Source organism: Anabaena sp. EIM26, assembly GCF_057568715.1.
Window position 1 is genome coordinate 4,641,702 of record NZ_CM172472.1, and the last position, 18,352, is coordinate 4,660,053.

16 protein-coding genes and 1 tRNA gene are annotated in these 18,352 nt (G+C 39.8%); 7 read left to right on the forward strand and 10 right to left on the reverse strand.

Translation table 11 applies throughout. The features are described from left to right. Nucleotides 1–235 precede the first annotated feature (235 nt). From AC012T_RS20030 to AC012T_RS20060, 7 genes are all read left to right on the forward strand, one after another. A complete protein-coding gene (locus tag AC012T_RS20030; protein ID WP_487066672.1) occupies nt 236–838 on the forward strand; it encodes a CpcT/CpeT family chromophore lyase in 603 nt (200 codons plus the stop codon). 97 nt (nt 839–935) lie between these two features. Then, nucleotides 936–1,006, forward strand: a tRNA-Cys gene (locus AC012T_RS20035). A gap of 435 nt (nt 1,007–1,441) precedes the next feature. Then, complete coding sequence (locus tag AC012T_RS20040) at nt 1,442–1,771, forward strand: type II toxin-antitoxin system RelE/ParE family toxin (protein WP_487060480.1); 330 nt, start codon at nt 1,442–1,444, stop codon at nt 1,769–1,771. After that, a complete protein-coding gene (locus tag AC012T_RS20045) occupies nt 1,764–2,897 on the forward strand; it encodes a helix-turn-helix domain-containing protein (protein WP_487060481.1) in 1,134 nt (377 codons plus the stop codon). Before AC012T_RS20040 ends, AC012T_RS20045 begins: the two co-directional genes overlap by 8 nt. Nucleotides 2,898–3,001: 104 nt before the next feature. Beyond that, a complete protein-coding gene (locus AC012T_RS20050; protein ID WP_487060482.1) occupies nt 3,002–3,562 on the forward strand; it encodes a heme NO-binding domain-containing protein in 561 nt (186 codons plus the stop codon). Between the two features lie 453 nt (nt 3,563–4,015). Then, nucleotides 4,016–7,879, forward strand: a complete 3,864-nt coding sequence (locus tag AC012T_RS20055) for a response regulator (protein WP_487060483.1) — start codon at nt 4,016–4,018, stop codon at nt 7,877–7,879. Nucleotides 7,880–8,261: 382 nt separating this feature from the next. After that, nucleotides 8,262–9,455 (forward strand): PP2C family protein-serine/threonine phosphatase, encoded by a 1,194-nt coding sequence (locus AC012T_RS20060; RefSeq protein WP_487060484.1) that lies wholly within the window; start codon nt 8,262–8,264, stop codon nt 9,453–9,455. 263 nt (nt 9,456–9,718) lie between these two features. Here AC012T_RS20060 and AC012T_RS20065 read toward each other — a convergent pair whose 3' ends face one another. The 10 genes from AC012T_RS20065 to AC012T_RS20110 form a co-directional block, all read right to left on the reverse strand. Then, on the reverse strand, nt 9,719–10,042 hold the full coding sequence (locus AC012T_RS20065; protein WP_487060485.1) for an STAS domain-containing protein: 324 nt from the start codon (nt 10,040–10,042) through the stop codon (nt 9,719–9,721). Nucleotides 10,043–10,154: 112 nt separating this feature from the next. Further along, nucleotides 10,155–10,622 carry an ATP-binding protein gene (locus AC012T_RS20070; protein WP_487060486.1) on the reverse strand — a complete coding sequence of 156 codons (468 nt, stop codon included), beginning with the start codon at nt 10,620–10,622 and terminating at the stop codon, nt 10,155–10,157. A 45-nt stretch (nt 10,623–10,667) separates the two neighbouring features. Then, nucleotides 10,668–11,666, reverse strand: coding sequence for a sugar transferase (locus AC012T_RS20075; RefSeq protein WP_487060487.1), 999 nt, complete (start codon nt 11,664–11,666; stop codon nt 10,668–10,670). An 85-nt stretch (nt 11,667–11,751) separates the two neighbouring features. Beyond that, nucleotides 11,752–12,318, reverse strand: coding sequence for a glycosyltransferase (locus tag AC012T_RS20080; protein WP_487060488.1), 567 nt, complete (start codon nt 12,316–12,318; stop codon nt 11,752–11,754). A gap of 98 nt (nt 12,319–12,416) precedes the next feature. Beyond that, a complete protein-coding gene (gene pssD / locus AC012T_RS20085) occupies nt 12,417–12,878 on the reverse strand; it encodes a PssD/Cps14F family polysaccharide biosynthesis glycosyltransferase (RefSeq protein ID WP_487060489.1) in 462 nt (153 codons plus the stop codon). A 67-nt stretch (nt 12,879–12,945) separates the two neighbouring features. Beyond that, nucleotides 12,946–13,968, reverse strand: a complete 1,023-nt coding sequence (locus AC012T_RS20090) for a glycosyltransferase family 2 protein (protein WP_487060490.1) — start codon at nt 13,966–13,968, stop codon at nt 12,946–12,948. A gap of 79 nt (nt 13,969–14,047) precedes the next feature. Beyond that, entirely contained in the window at nt 14,048–15,004 is a 957-nt protein-coding gene (locus AC012T_RS20095) for a glycosyltransferase family 2 protein (RefSeq protein ID WP_487060491.1), read from the reverse strand. Then, complete coding sequence (locus AC012T_RS20100; RefSeq protein WP_487060492.1) at nt 15,001–16,278, reverse strand: lipopolysaccharide biosynthesis protein; 1,278 nt, start codon at nt 16,276–16,278, stop codon at nt 15,001–15,003. The genes AC012T_RS20095 and AC012T_RS20100 overlap by 4 nt, the downstream gene beginning before the upstream one ends. Beyond that, nucleotides 16,275–17,273, reverse strand: coding sequence for a glycosyltransferase family 4 protein (locus AC012T_RS20105; protein ID WP_487060493.1), 999 nt, complete (start codon nt 17,271–17,273; stop codon nt 16,275–16,277). The genes AC012T_RS20100 and AC012T_RS20105 overlap by 4 nt, the downstream gene beginning before the upstream one ends. After that, a complete protein-coding gene (locus tag AC012T_RS20110) occupies nt 17,270–18,331 on the reverse strand; it encodes a polysaccharide pyruvyl transferase family protein (RefSeq protein ID WP_487060494.1) in 1,062 nt (353 codons plus the stop codon). Before AC012T_RS20110 ends, AC012T_RS20105 begins: the two co-directional genes overlap by 4 nt. Between the last annotated feature and the right edge of the window lie 21 nt (nt 18,332–18,352).

The window sequence follows — 18,352 nt, forward strand, 5'->3', positions numbered from 1 at the left end:
ACGCACGAAGTAATCAAAAACCTGATTCTTTCCTAGGGGTAATTCATGAATTACCCCTACTTTCATGATGTTTTGCTTAAGTCCTGATTATTAGGGAATAGGTGACAGGTAAGAGGGGTGCAGAAGGAGAACTCTGCATTGTTCCAGTGACACGCCAAGGTTTAAAATGAGCAAATCCGAATCAGGCGGTTCTGAACCTGTATCCGAAATCCAAAATCCAAAATTTAAAATTGCTATGACTCATTCTACAGATATTGCCACCTTAGCCCGTTGGATGGCTGCTGATTTTAGTAATCAAGCCCAAGTTTTTGAGAATCCGGCTTTTTTTGCCCATATTCGTGTATGTATGCGTCCCCTACCTTACTCACTGCTATCAGGGGTAAGTTTGTTTGTAGAACAAGCTTATGATTATATGCTCAATGACCCTTATCGGTTACGGGTATTGAAGTTGATGACAGCAGGAGATAAAATCCATATTGAAAACTATACTGTCAAAGACGAAAAAGACTTTTTCGGTGCATCCCGTGATTTAGCACGTTTGCAGACTTTAACGAGCGATCGCTTGGAAAAACTTTCTGGTTGTAACATGATCGTAGAGTGGGCTGGTAATCACTTCAAAGGCATAGTTGAGCCAGGAAAGGGTTGCATGGTCGTCCGCAACGGGCAAACAACCTATTTGGATAGTGATTTTGAAATTGACGGTGAAAAATTCATCAGCCGCGACAGGGGACGCAATCCCGAAACAGACGAACACGTTTGGGGTTCTGTTGCCGGGCCATTTTACTTTGTCCGCTGGGGCAACTTTGCCGATGAAGTCAAAATAAGTTCTGATTCTTGAATCAAAGCAGGACAGGCCAGAAGCCTGTCCCAAAAAAAATTTCAGCCAGATAATGCAATTGAGCGCAAATAGTGATAATATTAGTAGTTGTGAGTCCGGCGACATAGCCAAGTGGTAAGGCAAGGGTCTGCAAAACCTTCACCCCCGGTTCAAATCCGGGTGTCGCCTTTGAAAAAACAACCTAAAAACAGGCAATTCAAGTCTCATATTTATAAACAAAGGGACGGGTTTAATACTCGTCCCAAATTTTTTAACGTGAATTCGATAGCGCAGCGTGACGACGTAGGAGTCATTGAACCTCACCCCAACCCCTCTCCGACGCAGAAAGGGGCATTTTAATAATTCATTAGCAGCTTAAAATTATGTTTTTAAGCCTCTCTCCGTTGCGGGGAGAGGTTTGGAGAGGGGTCAAATTATTTTCGTCCAACTCACGTTAATTTATTTACCAATATGGTAAAGTATGCCTTGATATCAGCTTTTTTATGGATATAACAAATTTCTTTACCAAAACGGTAAATGATTACATTAATTGATATGATATCTCCTCTGGAATATAACAAATTTCTTTACCAAAATGGTAAACTTGTATTAGTCCACTAACGCATGGAAATTTCTTTCGCTGACGACAAACTGCAAAACCTATGCGAGCAACCAAAACTAGCACAAAGAAAATTAGGTGCAAACTGTGCTAAGAAATTGGCAGCCCGATTGGCTGACCTTGATGCTCTTAATTGTGTCGCAGAATTATTTGCAGGTCGTCCCCATCCCTTAAAAGGAGATCGGGCAGGTGAGTTTGCAGTAGACCTGGAAGGTGGTAAACGACTTGTATTTAAACCAGATAACAACCCCATCCCTTTGAATGAGGATGGAAGCATTGATTGGTCGAAGGTTACTGCTGTTTGTATTGTTTTCATTGGAGATTACCATGACTAAGACAACCCGTCCCTTTACTCCAGATTGGGTTTCTCCCCCTGGTGATACCATCGCTGATGTATTAGAAGAGCGTGATTGGACACAAGTAGAATTAGCAGAGCGTTTAGGTTATAGCACAAAATTTATTAGCCAGTTAATTAACGGTAAAGCACCTATCAATGAAGAAACAGCCCTAAAGCTAGAACGAGTTTTAGGAAGTACAGCCGCATTTTGGCTCAGACGTGAAGCTCAATATCGCGCTGCTTTAGCTAAAAAAGAAGAAGAAAGCCGCTTACAGGGGTGGACATCTTGGTTAGATCAGTTACCAGTCAGAGAATTGATGAACCAAGGTAAAATTCCCAAGTGCAATTTAATTGCCAAGAATAAACCAGAAGTAGTAAAAAAGTTGTTGCATTTTTTTGGTGTTGCTTCACCGGAAGATTGGCAGAAATGTTACGGAAGTCTAGAAGTTTCTTTTCGTCGCACCCGCGAAGACCAAAGTGATGTTGGTGCTATTTCTGCATGGTTGCGATTGGGTGAAATAGAAGCAGAAAAATTAGATTGTCCTAAATACAGTAAATCAAAGTTTGAAAAAGCGGTGCGGGAAATTCGCACTTTGACGATGTTGCCACCAGAAGAATTTGAACCACGGATGCAACAATTATGCCGAGAATCTGGGGTTGTGTTGGTTTTAGTACCATCAATTAAAGGAGCGCACGTTAGTGGTGTAGCGCGGTGGTTAAATCCCCATAAAGCACTAATTCAACTTTCACTTTACGGTAAAACCAATGATCGGTTTTGGTTCAATTTCTTCCATGAAGCAGCACATATCCTATTACATAACAAGGAAAATATTTTTCTTGATGAATGGGATAGTGGGGAAAGTTTGGAATCTGAACAAGAACGGGAAGCAGATCAATCATCACGGGAATTTTTGATACCTTCTGAGTATGAAGGAGAATTAGCTCAACTGAAATCTAAAGCTGATGTTGTTGATTTTGCAGAACGTCTTGGTATTCATCCTGGTATTGTTGTCGGACGACTTCAGCATGATAATTTGATTCCTCTCTCTTGGATGAATGATTTGAAAGAGAGTTTTAAATTCTTCAGACCCCAGAGGGATAAGGGTGGGTTACGCGATCGCTAATCCACCCTTCAATTTTTGGGGAATTTATTTTTTAATTTTCTCGTCAAGTACCGAAAATAAATGCTAACTTAATAGTTGTATTTTATACTTAGGACTTTAAATCAATGTATGGTCTAGTTAACAAAGCGATTGAAGAGATGATTTGCAAATACCACGGTGAGGATACCTGGGAAAGCATCAAAGAAAAAGCTGAACTTGAAGAAATTGATTTTTTTATTGGCATGGATGCTTATTCTGATGATATTACCTATCGTTTGGTTGCCGCAGCTTGTGAGGTTTTAGGCATGGAGGCAGAAGAAATACTGAAAGCTTTTGGAGAATACTGGGTGACATACACGGCAGAAGAAGGTTATGGGGAACTTTTAGATAGTGCTGGCAACTCTTTAGGGGAGTTTATGGAGAACCTTGACAATCTGCACGCACGAGTCGGCTTGAGTTTTCCCCAACTCCGTCCTCCATCCTTTGATTGTGAACACACCAGTGGAAAATCTATGGATTTGCACTATCAGTCTACTCGACAGGGTTTAGCCCCAATGGTGATTGGTTTACTCCACGGATTGGGAAAACGCTTTAATACAAAGGTAGATGTTACCCAAACCAGTTTTCGTGAGCAAGGTGCGCCTCATGATATTTTTTCTGTTGAATATAACGATTCTCTCTCCTAAATCTACTTGTGTCACTTGCGGATAAATCAACGAATTTGCGTTGTTTTCAGACCACGAGAAGCAAGAAAAAAATACTCATTATTCGTAATAACTAGAAAATGAGTAAAAATGAGGCGAATCAGCTAGTTTTTAGGAAACTGCATCTACTCCCAAATTGATAAATCTGAGTAAATTCTTGGGAAAAATTAATTTAAAATTAATTAAATATTTTATTTACAGCAGTTTGCATAGTTAGGAGGTACAAAATCTAAATTGAAACCTATACACAAAGCCAGTACATAGCGATGAGTAACGAGTAACGAGTAATGAGTAAGAAGGAGAGTCAATCACTCGGTACTTGGTACTCACAACTCTTCCGACTCCTGAATTCTGCTGTGTTTGTCAATTTTCTTTTCAAATTTTGTATCCTTGGTTTACTAGAGCAACTTTTTCTGTCTCCTGGTGTACGTAGTTATGACAAATGATCGGGATATCGAATCAAAACAATTTAGTCTTGACCCTGAGCAATTTGCAGCTTTGTTCCCTTTTCATTTGGTTATAGATCGAGGCATGAAGATTGTCCAAGCGGGTGGGGTGCTTCAGCGTATTCTAGAACCTATTTTAATTGTTGGTAGTTCTCTAGAAGAACACTTCCGCATTAATCGCCCCAACTGTCCAGCCAGCTTTGCAGACATTAGCAAACATACACGGTTGCAGGGTTCTCCATCGCTGTTTTTGTTGCAATCTCACCACAAGGAAATGCAACTAAAGGGAGAGATGGTATATCTAGAGGCATCTGATCATCTGCTGTTTCTTGGTTCTCCCTGGATTACTGAAATTGCCGATTTAAAAAAATTGGACTTAAAGTTGGATGATTTTCCTCTCTACGACTCGGTTGCAGATTATTTGTTTCTTTTACAGGCTAAAAATGCAGCCCTGACAGATGCCAAAAAACTCACTACCAGACTTACATCTCAACGGGCTAAATTACGAGCAACAGCGTCAAGATTGAGAACAGTGATTGAAAGCTTACAGGCTGGTGTGCTATTGGAAGACGAAACCCGACACGTGATCCTATCAAATCAGGAATTTTGTGATCAGTTTGGCATTCCCGTTGCTCCAGAAGCTTTACAAGGCATGGATTGTCAGCAAGCTGCACAGACGAGCAAACTACTCTTTGCTGAACCAGAGCAGTTTATCCAGCGTGTGGATGAGATTATTAGCCAAAATCAAATAGTTCTCAATGAAGAATTGCAATTGCAAGATGGGCGAATTTTTGAACAGGATTATATACCTATTGTGGTTGACCAAAAATTTTATGGTCATCTGTGGAAATACCACGATATTACCCAACGCAAACAAGCCGAAAATGCACTCCGATTAAGTGAAGAACGGTTAAAGCTGGCTTTAGGGGCTGTAGATGAAGGACTCTGGGACTGGAATTTGGTGACTGGGGAAGTTTATCGTAGTCCACGTTGGTTTACAATGCTGGGTTATGCGCCAGAAGAACTAGAAAATGATATCAAGCTGAAAATTCGGTTGATCCATCCACAGGATCTGTCCGTTATGCAAAAGCGACTGATCGCACATCTCAAGGGTGAGACACCTTTTTATGAGGCAGAAGTACGGTTTGTTACCAAATCTGGAGAATGGAAGTGGATTTTAGATCGGGGTAAGTTAGTTAGCCGCGATTCCCAAGGTAGAGCGATGAGAATGGTGGGAACCCATTTAGATATTACCGAACGCAAACGCTCAGAAGCTGCACTGCATCAACAATATGAACGGGTGCTACTGCTCAAGCAAATTACTGAAGAAATTCGTCAGTCCTTACAAGCGGAAAAAATTCTCCAGACAACAGTGACGGAAGTGCAACGGATTTTGCAGTGCGATCGCGTCGTCATCTTTCAAGTTAATCCTGATGGTAATGGCAAAGTTGTCCAAGAAGCAGTAGTTCCAGGATGGTCAGTCATTCTCAACCAAGATATCAATGATCCTTGTCTGAAGGATGGATACTTTGACTTTTATCGTCATGGACGGATTAGTGTTATTTCCGATATAGAGAAAGCAGGATTTCAACCTTGCCATGTGGAATTTTTACAGCAGTTTCAGGTGAAAGCCAATCTGGTTGTCCCGATTTTAGTGCGGGAAGATTTATGGGGATTATTAATTGCTCATCAGTGCGATCGCCCTAGACAATGGACAGAACTAGAATTAGATCTCCTCAAACACTTGGCTGATCAAATGGGTATTGCCCTCACCCAAGCACATTTACTAACTCAAGAAACCCATCAAGCCGATCTCTTAGCACTACAAAATGAAGAACTAAACCTGGCCAAGCAAACAGCAGAGACTGCCAACATGGCCAAAAGTAATTTCCTGGCTACCATGAGCCATGAAATTCGTACTCCTATGAATGCCATCATCGGCATGAGTGGAATGCTTTTGGATACTAGCTTGACTTCTGAGCAACTCGACTGTGTGGAAACCATTCGTAATAGTAGCAATGCACTGCTGACGATTATTAATGATATTCTTGATTTTTCTAAGATTGAATCTGGCAAATTAGAGTTAGAAGCACAGCCTTTTGATTTGCGTCTTTGTGTGGAAGAAGCCCTAGATTTGCTGGCTCCCCAAGCGGCTTCCAAAGGCATTGAATTGATGTACCTAATCGCAACAGATGTACCTACATTTATTATTGGTGATATTACCCGTCTGCGCCAAATTCTCTGGAATTTAATGAGTAATGCCATTAAATTCACCAAAGTCGGTGAAGTAATGGTGACAATCACAGCCAGGGAGATGGTTGCAACATCTGGACGCTATGAGTTGCAGTTTGCAGTCAGAGATACAGGTATTGGCATTCCGCGCGATCGCTTACATCGACTCTTTAAACCCTTCAGTCAAGTTGATGTTTCCATGACTCGACGCTATGGTGGCACAGGCTTAGGATTAGTCATCAGCAAACGGTTATGCGAAATTATGGGGGGTAAAATGTGGGTAGATAGTCAACCAGAACAAGGTTCTACTTTCTATTTCACAGTTATTTTCACAGTTGATCCTGAGGCTATTAATAATTCCATCGGTACTGATCCTGAACTGCTCAATCAGCGATTACTCTTAGCAGTCGATAACATCAATTTAAGACAATGCTTATCTTTGCAACTTCAAAGTTTAGGATTAGAAGTCCAAGTTGTGGAATCTAATACAGCAATACTCCAACATCTAGAGCAAGAAAAACCCTTCGCTCTAGCTATTTTGGATATTGATAGTCCAGACTGGAACGCTCTTAACTTGCCGGCTAAAATTCGAGACATCCCCAAACAACGGGATTTACCCTTGGTAATGTTGAGTTATAAGGGCAAGCAAACCTTAGAAGTCAAACAGGTATCGGCTGAGTTTACAGCCTTTTTATATAAACCTGTACGTCAATACCAGCTATATCATACGCTGTTACACATTATTCAGGGTAGCTGGTTTACTAAGGTCATTAAAGACTCTACCGACTCTATCATTCCCTCTTATTCTCGGTTGTCTAAACCCGATCTCCCCGCCATTGATACCAAATTATCCAAAAGCTTACCCCTGAAAATTCTACTGGTTGAAGATGTGTTCGTCAATCAAAAAATTGCCCTCCAGATGCTGCATCGCTTGGGTTATCGGGCAGATGTAGCTAATGATGGACGTGAAGCCTTAGCAGCCTTGCAAAGGCAACTTTATGATGTGGTGTTCATGGATATCCAGATGCCAGAAATGGATGGCTGGGAAACAACTCTGCGTATTCGTGGCGACTTTTCCCAGGATGCCCAACCTTGGATCATCGCGATGACTGCCCATGCTCGTCTAGAAGATCGCCAAGAATGCCTGAGTATCGGGATGAATGATTATATTAGTAAACCCATTAGTTTAGAAGGTCTAGAAGCAGTTCTCAAGCAGTATGGTACTCAGCAGCATCAAGGCACAGAACCCGTTACAGATGAGGTATTAGGGACTTCTCAGGGGCAAACAATTGACTACACTATTCTGGAAGACTTGCGGAATATGGCTGGTAGTGAGGGCGATCGCTTGATTGCAGAATTAATCCAAGTTTACCTAGAAGATACCCCAGCCAGAATTCAGGCAATTCAAGATGCTCTGACCTCTGAAAATATCACCAATCTCAAAAAAGCGGCTCATGCCTTGCGATCGCCCAGTGTTAGTATTGGTGCAGTCAACTTGGGTAAAATTTGTGAAACTTTAGAAGATAATGCACACCATCAATCACCAGCACAAATAACTGATTTAGTTAATCGCATAGAGAGCGAATATCAGAATGTTATCTCGGTCTTGAAAAGTTTTTAGAACAATATTATAGCCTTTCCCACTCTAGTTAGATACAAAATTACCCCTCCCCAACCCTCCCCTTACCAAGGCTACGGTGTACACACAAGTGATCTGATTACCCAAAACAAGCCCTGGCGATTATAAATCACGGCTACACAAACAAAGTCCACCTGCGTGGACTAAGAAACAATACTGGTTTTTAACCCACGGAGGTGGGTTTTGCCTGTGTAGTTGCGGTTTCTAACCGCCGATTTAATCTTAAATAGGACTTGTGTGTACACCGTAGGGTAAAAAATACAAATTTAAAGATAGACACCAAGCCAGTGTTATTCCTGACCCTAATTAGTGAATTTTTCTGTATCATGTCTATCATGTCTGTTAGAGTAGGCAATTACCAATTATGCTTGAAATATCTGATCATAAAATCAAAATTTTAGTCATTGATGATGATCGAATTATCCAAATAGTTCTTAAACAAACACTACAAGGACAGGGATATGAAGTTATTCTCGCTTCTAGCGGTACACAAGGTGTAGAGCAAGCTTACCAGCATCATCCCGCCTTGATTATTTGTGATTGGCAAATGGATGAAATGGATGGCTTAGAGGTATGCCGCATTATTAAATCTGAACCATCTTTATCAACAACATTTTTTATTCTTCTTACCGCTCGCACAGCCGTCGCAGATAGGGTTGAAGGGTTAGATAATGGCGCGGATGATTTCTTAAGCAAACCCATTGATGTCAGTGAACTAAAAGCACGAGTGCGAGCAGGACTTAGACTCTATCAAACTAATCAAGAACTTCAGAGATTAGCTCAAGATTTACAAATCCAAAAACAGCTTTTAGAAACAGAATTGAATGAAGCAGCTGAGTATGTAAAATCTATTCTTCCTAAACCAATGCCAGGATTAGTAACAATAAATTCTAGGTTTTTACCTTCCAGTCAATTGGGTGGTGATTGCTTTGATTACTATTGGTTAGATGAAGATAACTTAGTTATTTATTTGTTGGATGTTTCTGGACATGGATTAGCTGCGGCTTTTCCTTCAATTTTTGTACATAATTTACTACGTTCGCAAACTCTTTCCAAAGCCAATTTTTATCAACCATCAACAGTTCTCAATGCCTTGAACGAAGTTTTTCAAATGGAACAGCATAACGCCCGTTATTTTACCATTTGGTATGGAGTTTTTAACCGTATTTCTTATCAATTAACTTATTCTACTGCTGGACATCCACCAGCTTTATTACTTTCTCAATCAACTGACTCTAGTATAGATATCAAAAAGTTAATTACTCCTAGTATGCCAATTGGAGCATTTGCAGAATCAGAATACCAAAATGCTGTATGTGACATTCAAGCATCTAGTAAAATTTATGTTTTTAGCGATGGAGTATATGAAGTTGAGCAGCCTGATGGTAGTCTCTGGAATTTGAATGGTTTTATTAATTTATTGACCAGATATAATCAAAAAAATGAAATAAATTTAGATGATATTTTAGAAGCTATTAAAACAGAAACAGGCAATCAATTATTTACAGATGATTGCTCTTTATTAGAAATAAATTTTACCTCTATTGAACTTGAATAATTAAGTAAATAAGGAGAGGGGCTATGATATACATCATTTACCTGTAATCTACTAGGGCTTGCTGTTAGGCATATAAATCTAAAACTTAGATATATCAAAAGTTTGAAGGTTAAAAAGTAAGGATTCAGGATACAGAATGTTTGATATAGCAGGGAACTCTTAACAGAAGAGGAAAATATTCTTCCTTCTTTCTCCTGACTCCTGACTCCTAGCCCTAACCAAAAAACTTTGATGGCTTAAGCCACGCTGTCAGCAAATCCTACTTATATAAATGATGCTTGATCAGGTAAAACTTCAAAAACTTGATTTGTGTTAGTCATATCAAATATCATTTTTATTTGATCGTTGATAGAACAGATTACCAATCTAACATTTTTTTGTCGAACAGTTTTTAGAGTTACCAGCAAGGCACTAAAACCAGAACTATCCATAAATGTAACATCTTGAAAATCAATCAAAATAGTTTTGATATCAGATGCTAGTTGCTCAACTTCTTGCAGAAGTTGTTGGCCACTCTTACTATTAAAAATGCCTTGAGGCTGAATCACTGTTACTTGCGAATCCATAAATGTATGTGAAGTAGACATCTTGAAGTTTGGTTATATTAATTTACAGCAAACTGGAACAACCATCACACAACATGAGTAAATTAACCATCAGTGTTAAGAAGGCTAAAAAAATTGTGTCATAAATTTAGCATCATAAAATAGCTAATTGCTTTTTCAGTAGTAAGCAGTTCTTATCTTCTAAATCACGCGTGTAACTAATTGTCCAACCATAGTCTTCTCTGAGCTTCAGTAAAAAAATGCACCCCCATTGAAATTCATGATCTAAAGGATTAAATTCGCTTTGGCTAGTTTCTTGACTGAAACTTTCTATAGCTGCTTCTAAATCGAAAAAATCACCTTGATCCCAAATACAAATTTGGAAATATTCAGGAGCTATTTGTACTTCCAAATCAACAAGAGTTTCAGGACTCAGGTTTTTGTGGGCATGACGTACCACATTTGTAAAACCTTCCAGTAGAGCAGTCTGTCCTTCTAGCCAGGTTTGATAAGATATCTGTTTGTTGTTGAATTGATTAAACCATTCTACAACTATTGCCATTGCGTCAATATCGCTAACAACTTGTAGATTGTAATTATGGAGCAATAAATTTGTTTCCATGAAATTTTAGTAAAATGTAAGCTGCTTGAAAATACTAAAAATGTGTTATGCAGCCCCTGAATCTTTATTGAAAACAACAATAAATGTTTTCAAGATTAACTTGAAATCGTAACCAAGACTCCAATTTTCTTGGTAGCGTAAATCGAGTTTAACCACATCTTCAAAGTTGCGAATTTTTGAGCGACCATTCACTTGCCATTCACCACTCAATCCTGGTCTAACATCCAATCTTTGCCAATTGAGAATTTCGTATTGTTCTAACTCATCTTGGGTGGGTGGACGAGTACCAATTAAACTCATATCTCCTTTAAGGATATTCCAGAATTGAGGGAATTCATCTAAACTAGTTTTGCGAAGAAAGCGACCAACACGGGTGATGCGGGGGTCATGATCATTTTTAAAAAAAGCACCAGAAGCTTGATTATTAATGGTAGATTTGAGAGCTTCAGCATTAGTCACCATTGAGCGAAACTTCCAAATGCGAAACCGTTTTCCCATCCAACCACAACGAGTCTGACTAAATAGTATAGGCCCAGGACTATCCAATTTGATAGCGATCGCAATAGGAACAAACAGTACAGCAGTCACACCCAAGCCCAGAATAGCCCCTACAATGTCAATTGACCGTTTAGTAGGCGATCGCACCGAAGGATGGGTTAAAGGTTGAAGCTGTTGAGATTTGCGGCTTACAGTAGGGATAATTGCCTCAGTATTAGGCTCAATACTCAAAATTTTATCTAACCCTACCAGAGAAAAAGCCAATTTCACCTGAGGATTAGGACTCCAAACAGTTAATTGAATGTTTTTAGCCTTTGCCGATTTGATATTAGTAATGAGTGAACCAATACCACTACTATCAATAATTGTCGTTTGCCCAAAATCTAAAATGATTTTAGTAATACAAGCATCTTCTACCCATTGTTTAAAAGACTCCCGGAAATTTACAGCCTCTATCACAGTTAATCGGGATGGTAACTGTACTAAAAGAGTATTATGAAAACGAGTAGTAACTAAGGGTGTAATTGCTTTAGTTTGAAAAGTCATAATCTTTACCTAGAAGAGAGTTAATTAAGAAATAGAGAAGAGAAAATAGGGAATATAGCCTTTCCCACTCTAGTTAGATACAAAATTACCCCTCCCCAACCCTCCCCTTACCAAGGGGAGGGTGCGCGACAGCGCGGGTGGGGTGTATTTCATGAGCTTGGGAATTGCTGTTGAGATTTTGACCAAAGCGAGATTGTAAACTTTTACAAAGAGCGATCGCACTAGCTTGAGAAACATCGGCAACAGAAACCCTTCTAGGGGCATCTATAAACCGCACCAAATCTCCGGGACACCAAGCAATAGGAACATTAATTTGTGATAGTGCTAAACCGAGTTCAACCTGATGATCATCAACGTGTTCTTTAAACTCTTGACTGCGAGAAACCAAAATATAAGGCTTATCCAAAGAATCTAAAAGCAGTAAAGTTCCTTCACCACAATGGGCAATCACTATTCGTGCTTGTTTGATCAAATCTTGAAATTTCTCTTCTTTCAGGAATTGGTACACCTTTGCACCAGCCGGTAAAATAGTTGATTTTCCATATTGAACAACTACTTCTTCTTGAATCATTTCTGACTGTAACAACACCTCAATCCATTGCATCAGCCGATTAAAAGGATATTGTTCTGTGCCAACTGTGACTAAAATCATAAGTTAAAGAGGGAATATGGTAGGACTTACGCAAGATTGAAATCAAAACCTGATTCTTGCGTAGGGGTAATTCATGAATTACCCCTACTAAAGTTTTTTTAACAACTTAAAACCTCCTGAGAAATCACAAGTTCAGCTTGAGGATAACGGACTTGCAATTGCGGCCACTGCACATATAGAACACTGAGAAAAGGTAAAACTAACTTAGCCGATAAACTTAAATTATTAATCCGAGTTACCGATTCAATAAATACCGTTTTGCTACCCAATAATTTGCCCAAAATTAGAAAAGGGACAGCAACACCAGCACCAGTAGAAATAATTACATCTGGTCGAGTTTGTCTAAGTAGCCGCCAAGCCAGAAACAGATTCCTGAAAAAATTAGGAAGATTACGATTAGTAGGACTATAAGCCCAATAAACCTTTTCTTCAGTTAAATCAGCTTCTGTAGTTGCAGTGCGAAAAGTCACCCAAACGCGCTCTTGATTTTCCCAAAAAGGACGTAAATGTTGCAGAGCTTTAAAATGTCCACCGGAAGAACAAACTAATAAAACTGTCATAATTGGTAATGGGTAATTGGTAATTGGTAATTGGTAATGAGTGATTGGGATTAAAAGGGATTATTCACTAACTTATTTGTTCTTTTTGAATACGTTTTTGCTGATTTGCTCCAGTGATTTGCATGATTAATTTCTCTAACCACTGATAGATTGATTTTGGCAGTAACCATAATAAATAGGCAGCAATCAAAGAGATGAAAGTGCGTCGAGGTTCTTCCAAAAGAATCTGCCAATAAGTACCCAAAGCTTGGTTTATTAAAGTAACTGCCATGCGTGAAGATCTTTGTCTTGTGGCTCGTCGTGCCAAATATCGTAGTTGATAGGCTCTAGCTTTATCACCCCATTGCTCAATAAACTCAGGATTATAAGCTTGAGTTTTGATCAGAATTTGTTCCCAAGATTCATATTGTTTGAAAAGATTAGCCGACAAACCACCGCTATTTAAACGATAAAGAGTAAGTGCTTCAGGAATACCTTCTATTTTCCAAGTTGTTTGGAGAGCAATACGTAACCAACATTCAATATCTTCAGATTGACGAAAACGATCATCAAAATAAAAATCTTCCACCTCCCCATGAAGATTAGCTTCAAACTTAATAGCCGTCAAAACATCCCTGCGGATGACCACCGAAGATCCATTACTAATAGGATTACGACAGAACAGATATTCTGGAGTAATATTTTTTAACTTAGGCATTTGATAAATACCCAAAGGTTTACTTTGGTCATCAATAAATAAAGACCGAGAAAAACTCACCCCCACTTGCGGCGAACGCTGCAAATGTTGAAGATGCTTTTCTAACTTTTCTGGCAACCATAAATCATCACTATCAACAAAAGCCAAAAACTCCCCTTTCGCGTGACGAATACCTGTATTTCTGGCCCCAGCCAAACCGCGATTTTGTTGATGAATAATCTTAATGCGCTTATCCTTAAACTGCCGACAAATTTCAATACTTTTATCAGTTGCACCATCATCAACAATAATAATTTCTAAATTGCCATAGGTTTGTGCCAGAACAGACTCCAGCGTTTCAGCAACTGTTTTCTCAGAATTATAAACAGGAATAATTACAGATATTTTAGGCATGATATTAATTAGGTGACAGGGAACAGGTGACAGGTGACAGTAGGAAAAAGAGAAGAGACAGGAGTTTTTTAGTTTTTAATTAATTTCTTTCTTTACGTCTCTGCGTGAGAAAAATCTTTTCCATCACCAACCCCCCAAACACAGCCACCAAAGTAAATAAACTTCGTCGTGGCTGATGAAACAACAATCGCCAATCAGAAACCAAAGCGCGACTCATAAAATCCACCCCCACCGCAGCCGGCAACTTTAACCGAAAAGCCCGTCGATCCAGATAACGCAAATGTAGAGCTTGAGCCAAAGCAAAATGATTTTCAACCAATTGTGGAGCATAGATTTTCGCCTTTTCCACTAGTTGATTCCAACCCGTTTCCATGCGATACAAATTTGATGACAGCCCAGCAGAACTGGTACGATAGCGAGTTAAAACCTGGTTTATCCCCGCAATTTCCCAAACACCAGTGCAAATTACCCGCAGTAACCATTCCAAATCTTCGGAATAACTCATATCAGGAGAAAAGCCTCCTACTTGAGTAAATACTTCTTTACGAACTACCCAATTAGAAGTAGTAGTAGTGGGGTTTTCTGAAAGTAAATGTTCTGGTTTTAAATTAGTTAACCGGGAACTAGAAACTTGTCCAGTTGGTTCACCTGCTGGGGTGAGGATTTCGACTTGTGAAAAGCTTACTCCTAAACGGGGATGAGATTGAAAATGTTGCAGGTGTTGTTGAAGTTTATCGGGAAGCCATTGATCATCAGCATCAAGAAAAGCAATAATTTGACCTTTGCTTTTTTCAACTCCCAAATTACGAGCGGTAGAAACTCCTTGATTTAGTTGATCAATTAAATGAATACGATGATCCTTTTCTTGATATTGTTTGATAACTTCAACCGTGTCATCCGTAGAACCATCATTGATGATTAATAATTCCCAATTAGAGAAAGTTTGTTGTTGAACAGATGTGATAGTTGCTGGTAAAAACTGAGCAGCATTGTAGACGGGAATAATTGCCGTCACCGTGGGGTTAATATTTGTCATGGGTTCACCTCTTGCAAGAATTTAGGTAATTTTTGCTGAGTTGCCCATAAGGTATATATTGGTTGTAAAGTTAGGTGAGTTGCCATTACAGCCATTGCTGCTCCTAAAATTCCCCAGTTTGTACCGATGACAATGGCAGTAGCTAAACAAGCGGTAAATAAGAGATTCCAACGCAATTCAATTTCTGGTTGACCAAAGGCACGAAACATTAAGGAAGCTGCATCAGCAAAGGGACGGGATAAAGCGGAACAGCAAATCAAAATTAATATAGATACGGCTCCTCTTTCTACCCATTTCTGCCCAAATATGAGAGGGACATAAAAGGGGGCTAAACTGGATTGTAAGACTACTAAAGGTACAATCATTAGAGCTATTTTGCGTAGACTTTGGGTATAGCGTTGGGTAAATAACTCTGTCTGAGATTTGAGATCACATAGGTCAGAAAATAGTGAGACTCGTATAGCATTTATTACACTTAAACTAATTCCTAATCCGGCATTAAAAGCAAAATAATAAATTCCTAAAGCTTCCACACCCACAAATCTACCAATCAAAAGATAATCTACGTTTTCTCGAAAAATTGTGAGTAATTCTATGCCCAGAATACGACTAGCAAAGGATGTAATTTGTTGCCATTTATCAAAGGTGAAAGATTTGGTCATCCGCCAAGGATGATATTTAAAGGTGAGGATAATCCAGATGGGGGCAACTAAAAATTTTGGTAGTACAATTGCCCACATTCCCATGCCTGAAAGGGCAAAAATTGCGGTTAGTACATTATCTGTAGAGACTTGGACGGAACTAATGAGGGCGAGAATATTTAAGCGGTTTTCTCTTCTAATTAAGGCTGTTTGTACCATTGCCAGAGGATAAATTAGGTAAGTGATGGCAATGAGACAGATGGGAACAATGAGTTGGGAATTATTGTAGAATTGTGCGATCGCTAATGATGCTAAACATTGACCTACAAATAAAACTAAGGCTATTAACCAGTTCAACCCATAAGCCGTGCGGCATAACTCTTCTACTTCGCTGGCTTCTGCTTGCACGATTTTGTCGGCAATACCGTTGCGGGTGAAGACGCGAATAAATTCAAAAGTCATCAAGACTATGGCAGCTAAACCATAATCTTCTGCACTGAGAAAACGAGCGAGAATGACGGTGGTAATCAGACGAAAGACTCTAATTACTAATTCAGAAGCTCCCATCCAGCCAATATTACGGATAAAGCGGTCTTTTTTGAAAGCAGATAAGGTTTGAGCGATCGCTTTCATGTCAATTCCTCCAGCAATACTTCCCAGTTAGATAGGTAAGTTTGCCAAGAATTGATTGCTGAAGCTTGTCCTTGTTTTCCCTGATGTTCTAATTCCAGGGCAGGTAAATTGACAAATTTCTGAATTGCTTTAGCTAGTGCTACAGAATTTTCTGGGGGAATAAGTAGACCAAAGTCCTGAATTTGCTCACTCAAACCATCCACTGCTGAAGCAATAATTGGTTTACCAGCAGCCCTGGCTTCTAAACAAACATTACCCCAAGGTTCCCAACGGGAGGGAATAACCACGGCATCGCACTGACTTAAAAAAGCAGGGACATCATCAATGCGTCCGACAAATTCGATTTGGGGACAGTTAGCAGCAAGTTGTTTTAATTTGGCTTCGTCTTGTCCTCCTCCACCAATTTTTAATTGAATTCTGGAACCGGGTATTTGTTGGACTGCATCAATCAGAATATCAAAGCCTTTTTGGTAGGAAAATCGCCCGTAAGCACCTAATATAAATGGTTGAGATGGCAGTCTCGGTTTGGGGGGAATATTGAAAAAGGGATAAATCAACCGGGAGAAGGGAATGACCGTAACTTTTTCAGTTGGTGCTAATTGGTTTTTGAGTATCCAATTCTGCTGTCCTTGGGAAACAGTCACTAAGCGATCGCACATTCCATAAGCCAGTTTTAACATTCTATGAAACCGGGTCAGTGATGGCACATTAAAGGCTTCAAAACCCGCACTGTAGTGATGTTCGTTGATGATTAACTTGCCTGAACGCCGTAGTTTCCAGAGGGGCAGTAACCCCCGCCAGGAGGAGGCAGCATGAACTATCATCACGTCTGGGTGCTGTTTTGAGATGACAGAAGATGCTGCTGATAAAGGTGCAGTAATAAACTCAAATTTTTCCGACAGCCAGGACATTTCTAAACTTTTTAATGTGGCTTTAATGCCACCAGTCCAACCCATGCCTTGACCACCTACAAAATGACAAACTTTTGGTTTCATGGCGGTAATATTCGGCTATAGCAGTGTTGAAAATCCTGTTTGACCTGTTGACGAATGGCTTCATGGTCAAATTTAGTAGCACAAGTAATAGCGATCGCATCCAAATGAATATCTGGGTCAAACTCTTCCAGGCTGCAACCTGGTATTTGTAAGCGGTTGGTTAAATCTCTACCCTTGTTTGAGTAGTACAAGTTAAAGGGAACTCGTCCACTAGCTAAGGCTAAAACTGATGTATGATATCTGATGGCCACAATCAAACGACAAATAGCCAATGCACCCATGACCAATTCCCAGTTAGGTAGTTGATGGGTAAAGGCAAAGGGATTAAAAATTTTCAGCTTCGGTACTTGTTGGACAATTTCCTGAGCCATGGCCAAGTCATTATCAGCGCCGTAAGCTTGAGACTGAATCAGCAATACAGGTTGATATCCCTGTTGGCAGAATTTCCGACTTAAGGATACAAGTTGCCTTTGAAACTGCTGATTGTCATGGCGATACATGGAATCAAAGGTACGCAGAGAAATCAATGCTGCTGATTCTGGGCGAATTTCCAGTGTTTTTAACAGCTGTGCTGCTAGGTCTTTGGCTTGCTCACTCGCCGATAGCGTAAATGCTGCATCAAAAGATAAAATTGCAGGGATACCAGCTGTGGTTAAACGTTGATGGCTTTCGACATCTCGCACGCAAACAGCTGCCAATCGACGCAAACATGAGGTCAAGGCTCGAAAACTCAAACCGTGACATGATCGGGGAATAGATTGACCAAACACAAAGGTATGCTTGGGCGATCGCTTTAACTGAAGCAAGTTGCCAATGAAGGATTTGGTAATCAAGCCTTCGCGGGCATTATTAAAAATATCGCCACCGACACTAATATAAGCATCGCAATGCTTAATCTGCGGCACAATTTGCAAACCGGGAATGTAATCCGGTACCGAATCTTGGAATTTAGCAACAACTTCAGCCTCAGATGCTAGAGCAGTTAAGGCACTATAAATGGCTGCATCACCAATATTGAGCGTTGAATAAGTGTTTACCAGACCAACAGTGAGTCCCATTTATGGAGATTCTCATAATTA